This window comes from Streptomyces sp. NPDC058872 (assembly GCF_042743065.1).
Classification (GTDB): domain Bacteria; phylum Actinomycetota; class Actinomycetes; order Streptomycetales; family Streptomycetaceae; genus Streptomyces.
On record NZ_JBHYMK010000055.1, the window covers coordinates 37,255 to 53,397 of the forward strand.

Consider the following 16,143-nt stretch of genomic DNA (forward strand, 5'->3'; position numbering starts at 1 on the left):
AGGAGTCATCACCATGACCACTGCGGTCAATTACGACACCGTGACGCAGGCGGCGGCCGACGTCCGCCTGACCTCCAGCACCCTCACCCAGAAGCTCGACGACCTCATGGCCGAGGTCAACCGCGTCGCCTCCAACTGGGAGGGCGAGGCGAAGATCGCCTACCGCGAGAGCCAGGACCGCCTGACCCGCGACATGGCCGGCATGAACCAGGACCTGTCGCGCATCGCCCAGCTCCTCGACGAGTCGGTCATCGGCTACCAGGACACCGACCGGGGCAACGCCGCCCGGTTCCGCATGATGTGAGCCGTCCGGTTCGACACCGGCGCACATGAGGGGGTGGCCCGTCCCGCGGGCCACCCCCTCATGCACGTCCGGCGCGGATCAGCGAAGGTCGAACTCGCCGTCCCTGGCGCCCAGGACGAACGCGTCCCACTCCGCCTTCGTGTACCGGAGCACCGTCTCCTGGTCGAGGGAGGAGCGCATCGCCACCGCGCCGCCGGGCAGCCGCGCGATCTCCACCCGCTCCTCGTCCGGGCTGGTCCCGGGGGCGCCCTCCCACGCGACGCCGGAGATGTCGAGCGCGTACAGCTCCTCCTTCTCGCGCTCCCGCTCGGCGGCGCGGGCGCCGTCGGCGGCGCCCTCCGAAGGGCCGTCGGCCGTGCTGTCGTGTGCGTCGCTCATCGGCGCGTTCCCTTCGCGGTGGTACGGCGTTCCCTCCCACAGTAGTGGGAGGGAACGCTCCGCTCAGTGCTGTTCGGGCAGCCAGCCCAACTGGACCAGCGGAGCACCACGCTTCCGGGACACGAACGTGCCCCGACCCGGAGGCATCGGCCGCGCCCGGACGCTGCCCAGGATGTCGCCCTCCTGCGGGTCGCCGGAGAGGATCACGCCCTGTGCGCCCAACTCCCGCATCCGCTGCATGAACGGCTCGTACATGGCCCGGGAGGCCCCGGCCTGGTTGCGCGCCACGATGAACCGGATGCCGACGTCCCGCGCGAACGGCAGGTTCTCCACCAGGACCGCCAGCGGATTGCCCGAGTTGGTCGCCACCAGCTCGAAGTCATCGACCAGCACGAAGAGTTGCGGCCCCGTCCACCAACTGCGGTCCCGCAGCTGCTGTGGCGTGATGTCGGGCTTCGGCGCCCGCTTCGTCATCACCGTGTTGATCGCGTCCATGTGCATCTGCATGGCCGAGGCCATCGGCGCGTACTCCAGCAGGTGCGAGGGCGCCACCGCCTCCAACATCGTCCGCCGGTAGTCGCCCACCACGATCCGGGCCTGCTCCGGCGTGTACCGCTCGCACAACTGCTTGGCGATCAACCGCAGCAGTGCCGTCTTGCCGGACTCGCTCTCGCCGAAGACCAGGAAGAACGGATCCGACTCGAAATCGACGAAGACCGGCTCCAGGTTCGTCTCGTCGATGCCGATCGCGATGCCGTGCTGCGGGTACTCGAAGCCCTTCGGGAGCTGCTCCGCCGGCAGCTTGCGCGGCAGCAGTCGCACCGCCGGGGCCGGTGCCCCGGGCCACGCGGCCTTCACCGACTGCACGAACGCCGCCGTGCCCTCCGCCAGGTCGGCCGCCGAACTCGACCCGTCGATCCTCGGCAGCGCACCCATGAAGTGCAGCTTCTCCGGCACCTGCCCGCGGCCCGGCACGCCGGTCGGCACGTTCGCCGCGACCTTGCGGTCGAACTCCGAGTCCATGACGTCACCGAGCCGCAGTTCGAGCCGGCCCAGCATCTGGTCCTTGAGCGCCGCCCGCACCTCCATGTAACGGGCCGCGGTGATCACCACGTGGATGCCGTAGCCCAGACCCCGCGCGGCGATGTCCGCGACGACCGGCTCCAACACGTCGTAGTCGTTGCGGAAGCCGCCCCAGCCGTCCACGACCAGGAAGACGTCGCCCCAGGCCTCGCCCGGCAGTTCGCCCGCGGCGCGCTTGCGCCGGTAGGTCGCGATCGAGTCGATGGAGTGCGAGCGGAAGAACTCCTCCCGCCGGTTGAGCACCCCCATCACCTCCGCGACCGTCCGTCGCACCCGCTCGGGGTCGAGCCGCGAGGCCACCCCGCCGACGTGCGGCAGGTCGACCAGCGACACCAGGCCGCCGCCGCCGAAGTCCAGGCAGTAGAACTGCACCTCGGCCGGTGTGTGCGTGAGCGCGAACGAAGAGATCAACGTCCGCATCATGGTCGACTTGCCGGACTGCGGACCGCCGACCACCATCATGTGACCGGCCGCACCCGAGAAGTCCCGGTACAGCACCTCGCGCCGCTGCTCGAACGGCTTGTCGATCAGCCCGAGCGGCACCGTCAGCCCGCCCTGACGCGTGTACTCCGCCGCCGTGAGCCCCCGGTCCGCGGTCTGGGCCAGACCGGGAAGCAACTGGTCCAGCGAGGGCGCCTGGTCGAGCGGCGGCAGCCACACCTGGTGCGCCGGCACCCCCTGCCCCTCCAGACGGCGCACGATCACGTCGAGGACCGTGTCCGCGAGGGCGTCGTCCTCCTCCTGGCGCCGCGCCGTCAGGTACGCCGGGTCCGGAGCCGCGTACACCACGGGCACCGGCGCCGCGGTGAACAGCGCGGGTCGCCGCTCCACCGGCAACTGACCGACCTCCAGCCGCGGTCCGCCCGTCCGGTACGTCCCCGACACGTACGCCGCCTTGAAGCGGGTCATCTCGTCCGTGCCGAACTTCAGATATCCCGAGCCCGGCACCGACGGCAGGTGGTAGGCGTCCGGCACGCCGAGCGCCGTCCGCGACTCCGCGGCCGAGAAGGTCCGCAGACCGATCCGGTACGAGAGGTACGTGTCCAGGCCGCGCAGCTTGCCCTCCTCCAGGCGCTGCGAAGCGAGCAACAGGTGCACGCCCAGGGAACGGCCGATGCGGCCGATCTGGATGAACATGTCGATGAAGTCGGGCTTGGCGGTGAGGAGTTCGGAGAACTCGTCGATCACCAGGACCAGCGAGGCCAGCGGCTCCAGCGGAGCACCCGCGGCCCGCGCCTTCTCGTAGTCGTGGATGTTCGCGTAGTTGCCCGCCGAGCGCAGCAGTTCCTGGCGCCGCTGGAGCTCACCGCGGATCGCATCGCCCATCCGGTCGACCAACGTCAGGTCGTCCGCCAGGTTGGTGATGACCGCCGCCACGTGCGGCATCTGGGACATGCCCGCGAAGGTCGCGCCGCCCTTGAAGTCGGCGAGGACGAAGTTCAGCGTCTCCGACGAGTGGGTCACCGCCAGACCCAGCACCAGCGTCCGCAGCAGTTCCGACTTTCCGGAACCCGTCGCGCCGACGCACAGGCCGTGCGGGCCCATGCCCTCCTGCGCGGCCTCCTTCAGGTCCAGCATGACCGGCTGGCCGTCCTCGCCCACCCCGATCGGCACCCTCAGCCGCTCGGCCACCGAGCGGGGCCGCCAGGTCCGGGCCACGTCCACCGAGGCCGCGTCGCCCAGGTTCAGCAGATCCGTGAAGTCCAGGTTCGCGAGCAGCGGTTCGTCGTCGTCACCACCGCCCGTCCGCAAGGGTGCGAGCTGCCGGGCCAGCGCCTCGGCCGCCGGCAGCGACATCCCGTCCGGCGTCCCCTCGTACGCGAAGCCGGCGCCCGACTCCAGCCACAGCCGACCCGGCCGCACCACCACCGAGAGACCACCGCGCGGCTCGTCGAGCTCGCCGGAGACGACCTCCACGATCGTCACGCCCTGCAGGCCCTCCGGCGTCGCGAGCAGCGAGTCCGGCGGCACCAGACCGCCGCGCACCGAATCGGAGTCCAGCACCACCACCATGTGCGGCTGGTCGAGCACCGGCTGGTTGTCCCGGGAGAACCGGGGACGCCCGTCCAGCATCGACCTCACCGACTGTTCCAGCTCGGTGAGGTCGTCCCCGAACAACCGCTTGCTGCCCGCACCGTCCACCTGACCCGGCACCTGGGCGTGCGGCAGCCACTTCGTCCAGTCCCAGCGCTCCTGCGCCGAGCGCGCCGCCACCACGGTGAGCATCAGGTCCTCGGGCGAGTGCAGCGTCACCAGTTGCGCCACCAGGGCCCGCGCCGCCGCCTGCGCCGCCTCCGGCTCACCGGACACCGTCACGTGGTAGAACGCCCGCATCGAGACCGCCATCGGCAGCCCGTCCAAGGTCCCGTGCACCGCGAGGAACTGCTGCATCGCCCCCGCGCACAGCGGCTCCAGTTCGTCCACCGGCGCCGTGTCCGGGGCCACCAGCGGCGTCGCCAACTGCTGCGCACCGAGCCCGATCCGCACCTGCCCGAAGTCGTGGTCGCCGACCCGGCGCTCCCACACCCGGGACCCTTCGGCCACCACCGACCACAACTGCTCAGGCGCCGGGTGCAGGTACAGCTGGGCGTCCCGCTGCTTGCGCGCCGTCCGACGGACCGCACGCCGGGTCTGCGCAAGGTATTTGAGGTAGTCGCGGCGGACATCGGCCATTTGCCCCTGCGTACCGCGCCGGAACCTCACGAACTGCGCGACGGCCATCGCGACCGTCGACGCCAGCATGAGCGTGCCCATGATCCGCATGATCGGAGACGGGGTCATGAAGAAGAAGACCACCGACGAACCCATGCCGAGCATCGGCAGGAGTTGCATCAACGCCGACTCCTGCTGTCCCCGCGGGAGTTCCGGCGGGGACTCCAGGACCAGTTCCTCACCGGGCACTTCCGGAGGAAGGGACCTCGGCGGGCGTTTGACGACGATCTGGCTCACCGGCGCATCAATCCCTCGTTGGAGGTGGGCTCGTGGCGGGAGCTTCCGCACGGCACCCCTGTCGGCAGCCGAGCGCGCGGACTTCCCCCATGGGACGGCGATCCTACTTGCAGCCCCCTCCACCGGTCCCCGGTAGGGTGGCGCGCGCATCGTGCGCAACCGCGAATCAGGGGGTCCAGACACGTGAGTACGACCGCAGCGACCGGCTTCTGCCGCGTCACCGTCGTGGCGCCGGACAGCCGCATCGACGTCGCGCTCCCGGAGGACATCGCCGTCGCCGACGTCTACCCGGAGATCCTGCGCCTCACCGGACAGACCCAGGACCCGGGCACCCCGACCGGCTACCACCTGGTCCGCCGCGACGGATCCGTCCTCGACGGCGCCCGCACCCTCGCCGCCCAACAGGTCCTCGACGGCGAAGTGCTCTCCCTCCGCCCCTTCGCGCAGTCCCTCCCGCCCGCCGTCTACGACGACGTCTCCGACGCCGTCGCCTCCGCCGTCACCCGCGACCGACACCTGTGGAGCGACGACCTGCTGCGCGGCGCCGGCCTCCTCGGCGGAGTCCTGCTGCTCGTCCTCATGGGCTTCGTCCTCTGGTTCGCCGACCCGGTCCGCCACGACATGCACAGCCTCCCCGGGGTGATCGCGGGCTCCGCGGGAATCCTCCTCACCGCCTTCGCCGGCGTCCGCGCCCGCGTCTACGCCGACCGGGCGACCGCCGTCGCCCTCGGCCTCGGCGCACTCCCCCTGCTCCTCATCGCCGGCTCCGGCATCATCGCCGCCGACGCCGGCCAGGGCCCCGGCCGCCTGCAGTTCCTCCTCGGCTGCGTCACCGTCCTCGTGGCCTCCGTCGCCCTCGTCGCACTCACCCCCAGCGGTGACGCCCCCTTCGTCGCCGCCACCTTCCTCGCCGGCATCGGCACCCTCGCCACCTTCCTGGTGATCCTCACCGAGGCCACCGCCACCGAGGCCGCCGCCGTCTGCGCCCCCGTCGCCCTCGGCCTCGTCGCCTTCCTGCCCGGCCTCTCCGCCCGCTTCGCCCGGCTCCCCATCGGCTACGCCGCCCCGCGCAGCGCCACCGAGGACGAGTTCTCCACCGACCCGCAGCAGGGCGAGGAGGCGCAGCCCGTCGACGGCGAGCGCATCGCCCTGCAGGCCCGCCGCGGCCACGAGATGCTCCTCGGGCTGGTCGGCGGCTGCGCGGCCGTCCTCGTCGGCTCGGCGGCCGTCCTCGGTTTCGCCGGAAACGTCTGGGGCCAGCTCCTCGCCCTCGCCGCCGGCCTCGCGATGCTGCTGCGCGCCCGCCTCTTCCGCTACACCTCGCAGGTCGTCTGCGTCCTCGTCGCCGGAATCGCGGCCATCGCCCTGCTCGTCCTCGGCCTCTCCCTCAACCCGCCGGCCGACCTGGTCAAGGACCTCCTCATGTACGGGGACCGGGGCGGGCTGGACATCCGCACGATCTGGCTCACCGCCTCCGTCGCCGCCGGGGCCGCGCTGATCACCGCGATCGGCCTGATCATCCCGAAGAAGGGCCTCTCGCCGTTCTGGGGCCGTCTCCTCGATCTGGCCGAGGCCTTCGTCCTGCTCTCCCTCGTTCCGCTCTGCCTCGCCGTCCTCGACGTCTTCTCGACCGTCCGCTCCCTCACCAGCAAGTAGGAACCGGATCACGGGGAGCTCCGGCGAGCTGGTACGCTGTGTGACGGCCGTTTGTGTACGCGCTTCCGGAAACCCGAGGTCACTCGGAAACCTCTGGAAGCTGCGCCCATCGGACCTTCGCCCGTCGAGTCACGGAAGCTTCCCCTGAGAACAAGACCAGGGGCACTCACGGGCGCACGAACACTACTGAGGAGATCCGCGTGGCTCTCGACGCCGCCGTCAAGAAGCAGATCATGGCCGAGTTCGGCACCAAGGAGGGCGACACCGGCTCCCCCGAGGTCCAGGTCGCGATGCTGTCCCGCCGCATCTCGGACCTGACCGAGCACCTCAAGCAGCACAAGCACGACCACCACTCCCGCCGTGGTCTGCTGATCCTGGTCGGCCAGCGCCGCCGCCTGCTGCAGTACCTGGCCAAGAAGGACATCCAGCGCTTCCGTGCGCTGGTCGACCGCCTCGGCATCCGCCGCGGTGCGGCCGGCGCCAAGTAAGACGCTGCACGAGGGAGCGGTTCCCACTTTTAGGGGGCCGCTCCCTTTGCTGTACGTGCGCAAAGTGCACATCGCCACTTAGTCTGGTCGCACAACCCCATACGACGGGCGAGGAGCCGCCGGTCCTCGGTAGTGGCCCCCGGGAAAGAGTCCCGGGTGCTTCGATCGAAGACCGGCCCGCATTTGAGGCGAGCTTCTCCGTCCCCGTCGATCACCGTCCCCGGCCACACGGGCCGAAAGACGCAAAGACGAATACGTAGGAGAAACCCATAGTGGAGAACGAGACCCACTACGCCGAGGCCGTCATCGACAACGGCACCTTCGGCACCCGCACCATCCGCTTCGAGACCGGCCGCCTCGCCAAGCAGGCCGCCGGTTCCGCCGTCGCCTACCTCGACGACGACACCATGGTCCTCTCGGCGACCACCGCTTCGAAGAAGCCCAAGGACCAGCTCGACTTCTTCCCCCTGACGGTCGACGTCGAGGAGCGGATGTACGCAGCCGGAAAGATCCCCGGCTCCTTCTTCCGCCGGGAGGGCCGCCCCTCCGAGGACGCGATCCTCACCTGCCGCCTGATCGACCGCCCGCTGCGCCCCTCCTTCAAGAAGGGCCTGCGCAACGAGATCCAGATCGTCGAGACGATCATGGCGCTCAACCCCGACCACCTCTACGACGTGGTCGCGATCAACGCCGCCTCCTGCTCCACGCAGCTGGCCGGCCTGCCCTTCTCCGGCCCGATCGGCGGCACCCGTGTCGCCCTGATCAACGGCCAGTGGGTCGCCTTCCCGACGCACACCGAGCTCGAGGACGCCGTCTTCGACATGGTCGTCGCCGGTCGCGTCCTCGAGGACGGCGACGTCGCGATCATGATGGTCGAGGCCGAGGCCACCGAGAAGACCATCCAGCTGGTCAAGGGCGGCGCCGAGGCGCCGACCGAGGAGGTCGTCGCCGCCGGTCTCGAGGCCGCGAAGCCCTTCATCAAGGTGCTCTGCAAGGCCCAGTCGGACCTCGCCGCCAAGGCCGCCAAGCCCACCGGCGAGTTCCCGGTCTACCTCGACTACCAGGACGACGTCCTGGAGGCGCTCTCCGCCGCCGTCAAGGACGAGCTCGCCCAGGCACTCACCATCGCCGGCAAGCAGGAGCGCGAGACCGAGCTCGACCGCATCAAGGAGCTCGCCGCCGAGAAGCTCCTCCCGGCCTTCGAGGGCCGCGAGAAGGAGATCTCGGGTGCCTACCGCGCGCTGACCAAGAAGCTGGTCCGCGAGCGGATCATCAAGGACAAGGTCCGCATCGACGGCCGCGGCATCACGGACATCCGTACGCTCGCCGCCGAGGTCGAGGCCATCCCGCGCGTGCACGGCTCGGCGCTGTTCGAGCGTGGCGAGACCCAGATCCTGGGCGTCACCACCCTCAACATGCTCCGCATGGAGCAGCAGCTGGACACCCTCTCCCCGGTGACCCGCAAGCGCTACATGCACAACTACAACTTCCCGCCGTACTCCGTCGGCGAGACCGGTCGCGTGGGCTCGCCCAAGCGCCGCGAGATCGGCCACGGCGCCCTCGCCGAGCGCGCCATCGTGCCGGTCCTCCCGGCCCGCGAGGAGTTCCCCTACGCGATCCGTCAGGTGTCCGAGGCCCTCGGCTCCAACGGCTCGACGTCCATGGGCTCCGTCTGCGCCTCCACCATGTCGCTGCTGAACGCCGGTGTGCCGCTCAAGGCCCCCGTCGCCGGCATCGCCATGGGCCTGATCTCCGAGGAGATCGACGGCCAGACCCACTACGTCGCCCTCACCGACATCCTCGGTGCCGAGGACGCCTTCGGCGACATGGACTTCAAGGTCGCCGGTACGAAGGAGTTCGTCACCGCCCTCCAGCTCGACACCAAGCTGGACGGCATCCCGGCCTCCGTCCTGGCCGCGGCCCTCAAGCAGGCCCGCGACGCCCGTCTCCACATCCTCGACGTGATGATGGAAGCGATCGACACCCCGGACGAGATGTCCCCGAACGCCCCGCGGATCATCACCGTCAAGATCCCCGTGGACAAGATCGGTGAGGTCATCGGCCCCAAGGGCAAGATGATCAACCAGATCCAGGAGGACACCGGCGCCGAGATCACGATCGAGGACGACGGCACCATCTACATCGGTGCCGCCGACGGCCCGGCCGCCGAGGCCGCCCGCGCCACGATCAACGGCATCGCCAACCCGACCATGCCGGAGGTCGGCGAGCGGTACCTGGGCACGGTCGTCAAGACCACCACCTTCGGTGCCTTCGTCTCCCTGCTCCCGGGCAAGGACGGCCTGCTGCACATCTCGCAGATCCGCAAGCTCGCCGGTGGCAAGCGCGTGGAGAACGTCGAGGACGTGCTCGCGATCGGCTCCAAGGTCCAGGTCGAGATCGCCGAGATCGACCAGCGCGGCAAGCTCTCCCTGATCCCCGTGATCGCGGACGAGGACGCCGCCGAAGGTGACAAGGACGACGCTGCCAAGTGACGTCCCGTAGTTCCCGCGCGACGGCCCGCCCCTCTTCGGAGGGGCGGGCCGTCGCCCGTACCCAAACGCTCCTCCCGGGCAAGGACGGCATCGGCACGGTCCGCCGCACGACCCTCCCCGGAGGACTGAGGATCGTCACCGAGACCCTCCCCTCCGTGCGCTCCGCCACCTTCGGCATCTGGGCACACGTCGGTTCCCGTGACGAGACCCCCACGCTCAACGGCGCCACCCACTACCTGGAGCACCTCCTCTTCAAGGGCACCCGCAAGCGGTCCGCCCTCGACATCTCCGCCGCGATCGACGCGGTCGGCGGCGAGATGAACGCCTTCACGGCGAAGGAGTACACCTGCTACTACGCCCGGGTGCTCGACACGGACCTGCCGCTGGCGATCGACGTCGTCTGCGACATGCTCACCGACTCGCTCATCCTCGACGAGGACGTGGACGCCGAGCGCGGCGTCATCCTCGAAGAGATCGCGATGACCGAGGACGACCCGGGCGACGTGGTGCACGAACTGTTCGCGCAGACGATGTTCGGTGACACCCCGCTGGGCCGTCCGGTCCTGGGCACCGTCGACACGATCAACGCGCTGAGCCGCGGCCAGATCGCCCGCTTCTACAAGAAGCACTACGACCCGACCCATCTGGTCGTCGCCGCCGCGGGCAACATCGATCACGCCACCGTGGTGCGCCAGGTCCGCCGGGCCTTCGAGAAGGCCGGCGCCCTCACCCGCACCGATGCGGTTCCCGTCGCTCCCCGTCAGGGAGTGCGGAGCCTCCGCACGGCCGGCCGCATCGAGCTCCAGACCCGCAGGACCGAGCAGGCCCACGTGGTCCTCGGGATGCCGGGCCTGGCCCGCACCGACGACCGCCGCTGGGCCCTCGGAGTGCTGAACACCGCCCTCGGCGGCGGCATGTCCTCCCGGCTCTTCCAAGAGGTCCGCGAGAAGCGGGGCCTGGCCTACAGCGTGTACTCGTACACCTCGGGCTTCGCCGACTGCGGCCTCTTCGGCGTGTACGCGGGCTGCCGACCGAACCAGGTCCACGACGTCCTGAAGATCTGCCGGGACGAACTCGACAAGGTCGCCTCGGACGGCCTCACGGACGAGGAGATCACCCGGGCCGTCGGCCAGCTCTCCGGCTCTACCGTCCTGGGGCTGGAGGACACCGGCGCGCTGATGAACCGCATCGGCAAGAGCGAACTGTGCTGGGGCACCCAGATGTCGGTCGACGACATGCTCGCCCGCATAGCCGCCGTCACCCCGGACGAGGTCCGCGAGGTCGCCCACGACGTACTGAACCAGCGGCCCTCGCTCTCGGTGATAGGCCCGCTGAAGGACAAGCAGGCGGACCGCCTCCACCAAGCGGTCTCCTGACCCCGAGCACTTAAGGAATTCAGAGCAATGAGCAAGCTGCGCGTGGCGGTCCTCGGTGCACGGGGCCGCATCGGCTCGGAGGCGGTCAAGGCCGTCGAGGCGGCCGAGGACATGGAACTGGTCGCGGCCCTCGGCCGCGGCGACCGGCTGGAAGCGCTCACCGAGGCGGGCGCCCAGGTCGTCGTCGAGCTGACCACCCCCGACTCGGTCATGCAGAACCTCGACTTCTGCGTCGGCCACGGCATCCACGCCGTGGTCGGCACCACCGGATGGACCGAAGAGCGCCTCGCGCAGCTGAACTCCTGGCTCGCCGCTTCCCCGGACACCGGTGTCCTCATCGCGCCGAACTTCTCGATCGGCGCGGTCCTCACCATGAAGTTCGCACAGATCGCGGCCCCGTACTTCGAGTCGGTCGAGGTCGTCGAGCTGCACCACCCGAACAAGGTGGACGCCCCCTCCGGCACCGCCACCCGCACGGCCCAGCTGATCGCCGAGGCCCGGTCGAAGGCAGGCTGCGCCCCGCAGCCCGACGCCACGACCACCGCCCTCGACGGGGCGCGGGGGGCGGACGTGGACGGCGTTCCCGTGCACGCCGTACGCCTCCGGGGGCTCCTCGCCCACCAGGAGGTGCTGCTCGGCGGTGAGGGGGAGACCCTCACCGTCCGCCACGATTCGCTGCACCACTCCAGCTTCATGCCGGGCATCCTGCTGGCCGCCCGCCGCGTGACCTCCGCCCCGGGCCTCACCTTCGGCCTGGAGAACTTCCTGGACCTGGGCTGACGGTCATGGGCGGAAAGATCACATACGTATTCCTGGCCACCGTCCTCGTCCTCGTCTTCGGCGTGGTGGCGATGGAGGGCGTGCTCCTCCTCCTCACGGGGGAACCGGCCGCCATGGGCATGGGCGCGGTGGCGTTCCTGCTGCCGGCCGTCGGCGGTTGGTTCCTCTGGAAGAACACCAGCTTCGCGCGCCGGGCCAACCGCCTCGCCGCGGAGCTGGAGGCCGAGGGCGGCCTGCCCGTCGACGAGCTGAAGCGCACCGAGGGCGGTCGGATCGACCGGGACTCCGCCGACGAGGTGTTCGCCCGGCGCAAGGCCGAGGCGGAGGACTCGCCCGAGGACTGGCGCTGCTGGTTCCGGCTCGCGGTGGCCTACCACGACGCACGGGACACCCCCCGGGCCCGCAAGGCGATGCAGCGGGCCATCGCGCTCCACGAGGGGCGTCCGGTCAGCGCGTAGCCGTCTGGCCCGTGCCGTATTCGGCGTTCCAGGCCTCGATGGTGTCGGCCGCCCGGTCGAAGGCCTCCACGCGGGAGAGGAAGTCCGAGTTGTGGTCGGTGAGCAGCAGGAGCTGTTCACCGGCCCGCCGGTCGAGCACCAGGGCCTGGCCCTGGACCGTGCGGGGGAGCCCCAGCCAGCGCACCGGCTGCTGGGCGGTCCGGACGGAGGTCACCTTCGTCCAGGGCACGGTGGAGGTCGCGAGGAAGCCCACCCGCCGGATGCCGGCGCGGCTCACCCAGGTGCCCATGCGCAACATGCGCAGGGCGCTCGCGATGATGAGCACGGCGATGCCGAAGGTGACGGCCGCGCCGCCGAAGGCTCCCGCCGCCGCAATGATCACTGCGGCGAGCAGCACGAACGAAGCGAGCAGCAGCGCGAGCGCGGCCGTCCCCACCCGCCAGGACCCCGGCCGGTACGGACGGCGCCACTGGTCGTGGTCGTCGAACGGCAGGGCGACGTGGTCGGTCGTGTCAAAAGCACGGTCGGCCGTCAGGAAGGGCAGGGGCACGGCAGGTCCTCACTCATCAGCACGCTCGAAGGGGCAGTGCCCGGTGAGGCTACCTCAGCGGTTGTCGGAGGCCTCGGACTGCTGCTGACGACCGGCCGGGTCACCGGACTGGAGCGAGGGCATCCCGAGGACCAGGGAGCCGACGAGGCCGGCCACGATGGTCAACCCGAGCAGCGCGCGACCCACGACCTGGGAGGGGCTGAGGCGCTCCCGGGGCGGTGGAGTGACGTTACTGCGGAAGTGGTCCGCCTCCGCGACGAACGCGAACGGCACGGCCTCTTCCCCGGGGCTACCTCCCGGCGGGGTCTGGGGGAGGAACATCGGGGCCACTCTCCTTCTTTCGTCGTCCTGTGTCACAGGTACAGACGACGAAACGGTGGTTTCGGTGCCCTTTTTCATCACAGCAGCCGTATCTCATCCTTCGGGAGGAGGGCGGGGAGGCCGACGGATGTGAGAACTGGCCGATCGTGCGGTTCCGGAGGGCACATATGTCCGAACACACGATGGGAAGTGTCCGTATTGCGACGTTTAGTGAAGTTCATCTAGGCTGATCAAACGGACCCGGCGCTGCCTGAACCCCCGAGCAGGCAGCGCCGGGATCCCTTTCTCCCGTCCCCCTAGGGGACACCCGGCGCTGAGCAGCGAGTAGCGTGTTACCCATGGCTCCGATCTCCACTCCGCAGACCCCCTTCGGGAGGGTCCTCACCGCCATGGTCACGCCCTTCACGGCGGACGGCGCACTCGACCTCGACGGCGCCCAGCGGCTCGCCACCCATCTGGTGGACGCAGGCAACGACGGCCTCGTCATCAACGGCACCACCGGCGAGTCCCCGACCACCAGCGACGCGGAGAAATCGGAGCTCGTGCGGGCGGTCCTGGAGGCCGTCGGCGACCGCGCCCACGTCGTCGCCGGCGTCGGTACCAATGACACGCACCACTCCGTCGAGCTCGCCCGCGCCGCCGAGCGCGACGGGGCCCACGGCCTCCTCGCCGTGACGCCCTACTACAACAAGCCCCCCCAGGAGGGCCTGTACCGACACTTCTCGGCCATCGCCGACGCCACCGGCCTCCCCGTGATGCTCTATGACATCCCCGGCCGCAGCGGCGTCCCGATCGCCACCGAGACGATCGTCCGCCTCGCCGAGCACCCCCGCATCGTCGCCAACAAGGACGCCAAGGGCGACCTCGGACGCGCGAGCTGGGCCATCGCCCGCTCGGGCCTCGCTTGGTACTCCGGTGACGACATGCTCAACCTGCCGCTGCTCTCCGTGGGAGCCTGCGGCTTCGTCTCCGTCGTCGGCCACCTGGTCACCCCCGAGCTCCGCGCCCTCCTCGACGCCCACCTCGGCGGAGAGGTTCAGAAGGCGACCGAGATCCACCAGAAGCTGCTCCCGGTCTACACCGGGATGTTCCGCACCCAGGGCGTCATGACCACCAAGGCCGCCCTCGCCCTCCAGGGCCTGCCTGCCGGCCCCCTGCGGCTGCCGCTCGTCGAGCTCTCCGCGCAGGAGACCGCGCAGCTCAAGGTCGACTTGGCAGCCGGCGGGGTAGAACTCTGACATCGGACTTCACAACTGAACACTGACAACGGCAAGTGCACGATTGTCATGCGCGCCACGTGCCCGAACGGTACGTGGCGCGCATGGTGAGGAGAGTCTTTTGAGTCATCCGCATCCCGAACTCGGCGCCCCGCCGAAGCTGCCCAAGGGCGGCCTGCGCGTCACCCCCCTCGGTGGTCTCGGTGAGATCGGCCGGAACATGACGGTCTTCGAGTACGAGGGCCGTCTGCTCATCGTCGACTGCGGCGTCCTCTTCCCCGAGGAGGAGCAGCCCGGCGTCGACCTGATCCTGCCGGACTTCACCACCATCCGTGACCGCCTCGACGACATCGAGGGCATCGTGCTCACGCACGGTCACGAGGACCACATCGGCGGCGTCCCCTACCTGCTCCGCCTGAAGCCGGACATCCCGCTGATCGGTTCCAAGCTGACCCTCGCCCTGATCGAGGCCAAGCTGCAGGAGCACCGCATCCGCCCCTACACCCTGGAGGTGGCCGAGGGGCACCACGAGCGGCTCGGCGCCTTCGACTGCGAGTTCATCGCGGTCAACCACTCCATCCCGGACGCCCTCGCCGTCGCCATCCGCACCCCTGCGGGCATGGCGGTCCACACGGGCGACTTCAAGATGGACCAGCTGCCGATGGACGGTCGCCTCACCGACCTCCATGCCTTCGCGCGGCTCAGCGAGGAGGGCATCGACCTCCTCCTGAGCGATTCGACGAACGCAGAGGTCCCGGGCTTCGTCCCGCCGGAGCGCGACATCTCCAACGTGCTGCGGAACGTCTTCGCCAACGCCCCGAAGCGCATCATCGTGGCCAGCTTCGCCAGCCACGTGCACCGCATCCAGCAGATCATCGACGCCGCCCACGAGTACGGCCGTCGGGTCGCCTTCGTCGGCCGCTCGATGGTCCGCAACATGGGCATCGCCCGTGACCTCGGCTACCTGCGGGTCCCGGCCGGACTGGTCGTGGACGTGAAGACCCTCGACGACCTGCCGGACGACGAGGTCGTGCTGGTCTGCACGGGGTCCCAGGGCGAGCCCATGGCGGCGCTGTCCCGCATGGCCAACCGTGACCACCAGATCCGCATCGTCCCCGGCGACACGGTGATCCTCGCGTCCTCCCTGATCCCGGGCAACGAGAACGCGGTCTACCGCGTGATCAACGGCCTGACGCGGTGGGGCGCGAACGTGGTCCACAAGGGCAATGCCAAGGTCCACGTCTCGGGCCACGCCTCGGCCGGCGAGCTGCTGTACTTCTACAACATCTGCAAGCCGAAGAACCTCATGCCGGTGCACGGCGAATGGCGCCACCTCCGGGCCAACGCCGAGCTCGGTGCCATGACGGGCATCCCCAAGGACCACATCGTCATCGCGGAGGACGGCGTCGTCGTCGACCTGGTCGACGGTCGCGCCCGCATCACCGGCAAGGTCCAGGCGGGATACGTGTACGTGGACGGCCTCTCGGTCGGCGACGTCACCGAGACGTCCCTGAAGGACCGCCGCATCCTCGGCGAGGAGGGCATCATCTCGGTCTTCGTCGTGGTCGACTCGTCGACGGGCAAGATCGTGGGCGGCCCGCACGTCCACGCCCGTGGCTCCGGGATCGACGACTCCGCCTTCGACGCGGTGGTCCCGAAGATCGACCAGGCCCTTAACAAGTCGGCCCAGGACGGCGTCGTCGAACCCCACCAGCTCCAGCAGCTGATCCGCCGCACGGTCGGCAAGTGGGTCTCCGACACGTACCGCCGGCGCCCGATGATCCTCCCGGTCGTCGTGGAGGTCTGACCAGCGGGACAGCGGAGCGGGGCCCCTCGATTTGCATCGGGGCGCCCCGCTCCAGTACGTTTACGGCTCCGCCAGATCGGGAAACCCCGAGCGCCCCAGTGCGCCCGGAAGGTGAACCGGGAGGCGGGAAATCCGACTCAGAACATCTGATAAAGTCGGAAAGCGCCGGAAGGCCTCGGAAAGAAATTCGGGACCGGAAAGCACCGAGGAAATCGGGTCGGAAAGATCTGATAGAGTCGGAAACGAAGGAAGCGCCCGGAGGGCCTGGGAACAGGAACGATGGA

Annotated in this window: 13 protein-coding genes; 9 read left to right on the plus strand and 4 right to left on the minus strand. The window is 69.9% G+C overall.

All coding sequences use genetic code 11. The features are described 5' to 3' along the window. The first annotated feature begins 13 nt into the window (after nucleotides 1–13). Nucleotides 14–304 (plus strand): WXG100 family type VII secretion target, encoded by a 291-nt coding sequence (locus ACFW22_RS28150; RefSeq protein ID WP_384881147.1) that lies wholly within the window; start codon nucleotides 14–16, stop codon nucleotides 302–304. Between the two features lie 78 nt (nucleotides 305–382). Here ACFW22_RS28150 and ACFW22_RS28155 read toward each other — a convergent pair whose 3' ends face one another. Beyond that, entirely contained in the window at nucleotides 383–682 is a 300-nt protein-coding gene (locus ACFW22_RS28155) for a DUF397 domain-containing protein (protein ID WP_386409691.1), read from the minus strand. Nucleotides 683–745: 63 nt separating this feature from the next. Continuing rightward, complete coding sequence (gene eccCa / locus ACFW22_RS28160; protein WP_386409693.1) at nucleotides 746–4,714, minus strand: type VII secretion protein EccCa; 3,969 nt, start codon at nucleotides 4,712–4,714, stop codon at nucleotides 746–748. Between the two features lie 183 nt (nucleotides 4,715–4,897). Here eccCa and eccD point away from each other — a divergent pair, with 183 nt between their 5' ends. The 6 genes from eccD to ACFW22_RS28190 all read left to right on the plus strand — a co-directional run bounded on the left by eccD (nucleotide 4,898) and on the right by ACFW22_RS28190 (nucleotide 11,964). Further along, on the plus strand, nucleotides 4,898–6,370 hold the full coding sequence (eccD, locus tag ACFW22_RS28165) for a type VII secretion integral membrane protein EccD (RefSeq protein ID WP_386409695.1): 1,473 nt from the start codon (nucleotides 4,898–4,900) through the stop codon (nucleotides 6,368–6,370). 200 nt (nucleotides 6,371–6,570) lie between these two features. Next, entirely contained in the window at nucleotides 6,571–6,858 is a 288-nt protein-coding gene (rpsO, locus tag ACFW22_RS28170) for a 30S ribosomal protein S15 (protein WP_386409697.1), read from the plus strand. 272 nt (nucleotides 6,859–7,130) lie between these two features. After that, nucleotides 7,131–9,350, plus strand: a complete 2,220-nt coding sequence (locus tag ACFW22_RS28175) for a polyribonucleotide nucleotidyltransferase (protein WP_386409699.1) — start codon at nucleotides 7,131–7,133, stop codon at nucleotides 9,348–9,350. After that, nucleotides 9,347–10,726: a M16 family metallopeptidase gene (locus ACFW22_RS28180; protein ID WP_386409701.1), complete on the plus strand. Its 1,380-nt coding sequence runs from the start codon at nucleotides 9,347–9,349 to the stop codon at nucleotides 10,724–10,726. Before ACFW22_RS28175 ends, ACFW22_RS28180 begins: the two co-directional genes overlap by 4 nt. Nucleotides 10,727–10,753: 27 nt before the next feature. Then, complete coding sequence (gene dapB / locus ACFW22_RS28185) at nucleotides 10,754–11,506, plus strand: 4-hydroxy-tetrahydrodipicolinate reductase (RefSeq protein WP_386409703.1); 753 nt, start codon at nucleotides 10,754–10,756, stop codon at nucleotides 11,504–11,506. A 5-nt stretch (nucleotides 11,507–11,511) separates the two neighbouring features. After that, nucleotides 11,512–11,964: a hypothetical protein gene (locus ACFW22_RS28190; RefSeq protein ID WP_384887026.1), complete on the plus strand. Its 453-nt coding sequence runs from the start codon at nucleotides 11,512–11,514 to the stop codon at nucleotides 11,962–11,964. Here the strand turns inward: ACFW22_RS28190 and ACFW22_RS28195 are convergent. After that, a complete protein-coding gene (locus ACFW22_RS28195) occupies nucleotides 11,954–12,514 on the minus strand; it encodes a hypothetical protein (protein ID WP_386409706.1) in 561 nt (186 codons plus the stop codon). The two genes, ACFW22_RS28190 and ACFW22_RS28195, sit on opposite strands and share 11 nt — an antisense overlap. A 54-nt stretch (nucleotides 12,515–12,568) precedes the next feature. Continuing rightward, complete coding sequence (locus ACFW22_RS28200) at nucleotides 12,569–12,835, minus strand: hypothetical protein (RefSeq protein ID WP_386409708.1); 267 nt, start codon at nucleotides 12,833–12,835, stop codon at nucleotides 12,569–12,571. Between the two features lie 338 nt (nucleotides 12,836–13,173). Here ACFW22_RS28200 and dapA point away from each other — a divergent pair, with 338 nt between their 5' ends. After that, nucleotides 13,174–14,073 carry a 4-hydroxy-tetrahydrodipicolinate synthase gene (dapA, locus tag ACFW22_RS28205; RefSeq protein WP_386409710.1) on the plus strand — a complete coding sequence of 300 codons (900 nt, stop codon included), beginning with the start codon at nucleotides 13,174–13,176 and terminating at the stop codon, nucleotides 14,071–14,073. 100 nt (nucleotides 14,074–14,173) lie between these two features. Beyond that, complete coding sequence (locus ACFW22_RS28210) at nucleotides 14,174–15,859, plus strand: ribonuclease J (protein WP_386409712.1); 1,686 nt, start codon at nucleotides 14,174–14,176, stop codon at nucleotides 15,857–15,859. The last annotated feature ends 284 nt before the right edge of the window (nucleotides 15,860–16,143 follow it).

Coding starts and splice junctions, on each gene's coding strand:
- ACFW22_RS28150 (WP_384881147.1), top strand. CDS start 14: ATGACCACTGCGGTCAATTACGACACCGTGACGCAGGCGGCGGCCGAC.
- ACFW22_RS28155 (WP_386409691.1), bottom strand. CDS start 682: ATGAGCGACGCACACGACAGCACGGCCGACGGCCCTTCGGAGGGCGCC.
- dapB (WP_386409703.1), top strand. CDS start 10,754: ATGAGCAAGCTGCGCGTGGCGGTCCTCGGTGCACGGGGCCGCATCGGC.
- ACFW22_RS28190 (WP_384887026.1), top strand. CDS start 11,512: ATGGGCGGAAAGATCACATACGTATTCCTGGCCACCGTCCTCGTCCTC.
- ACFW22_RS28200 (WP_386409708.1), bottom strand. CDS start 12,835: ATGTTCCTCCCCCAGACCCCGCCGGGAGGTAGCCCCGGGGAAGAGGCC.
- dapA (WP_386409710.1), top strand. CDS start 13,174: ATGGCTCCGATCTCCACTCCGCAGACCCCCTTCGGGAGGGTCCTCACC.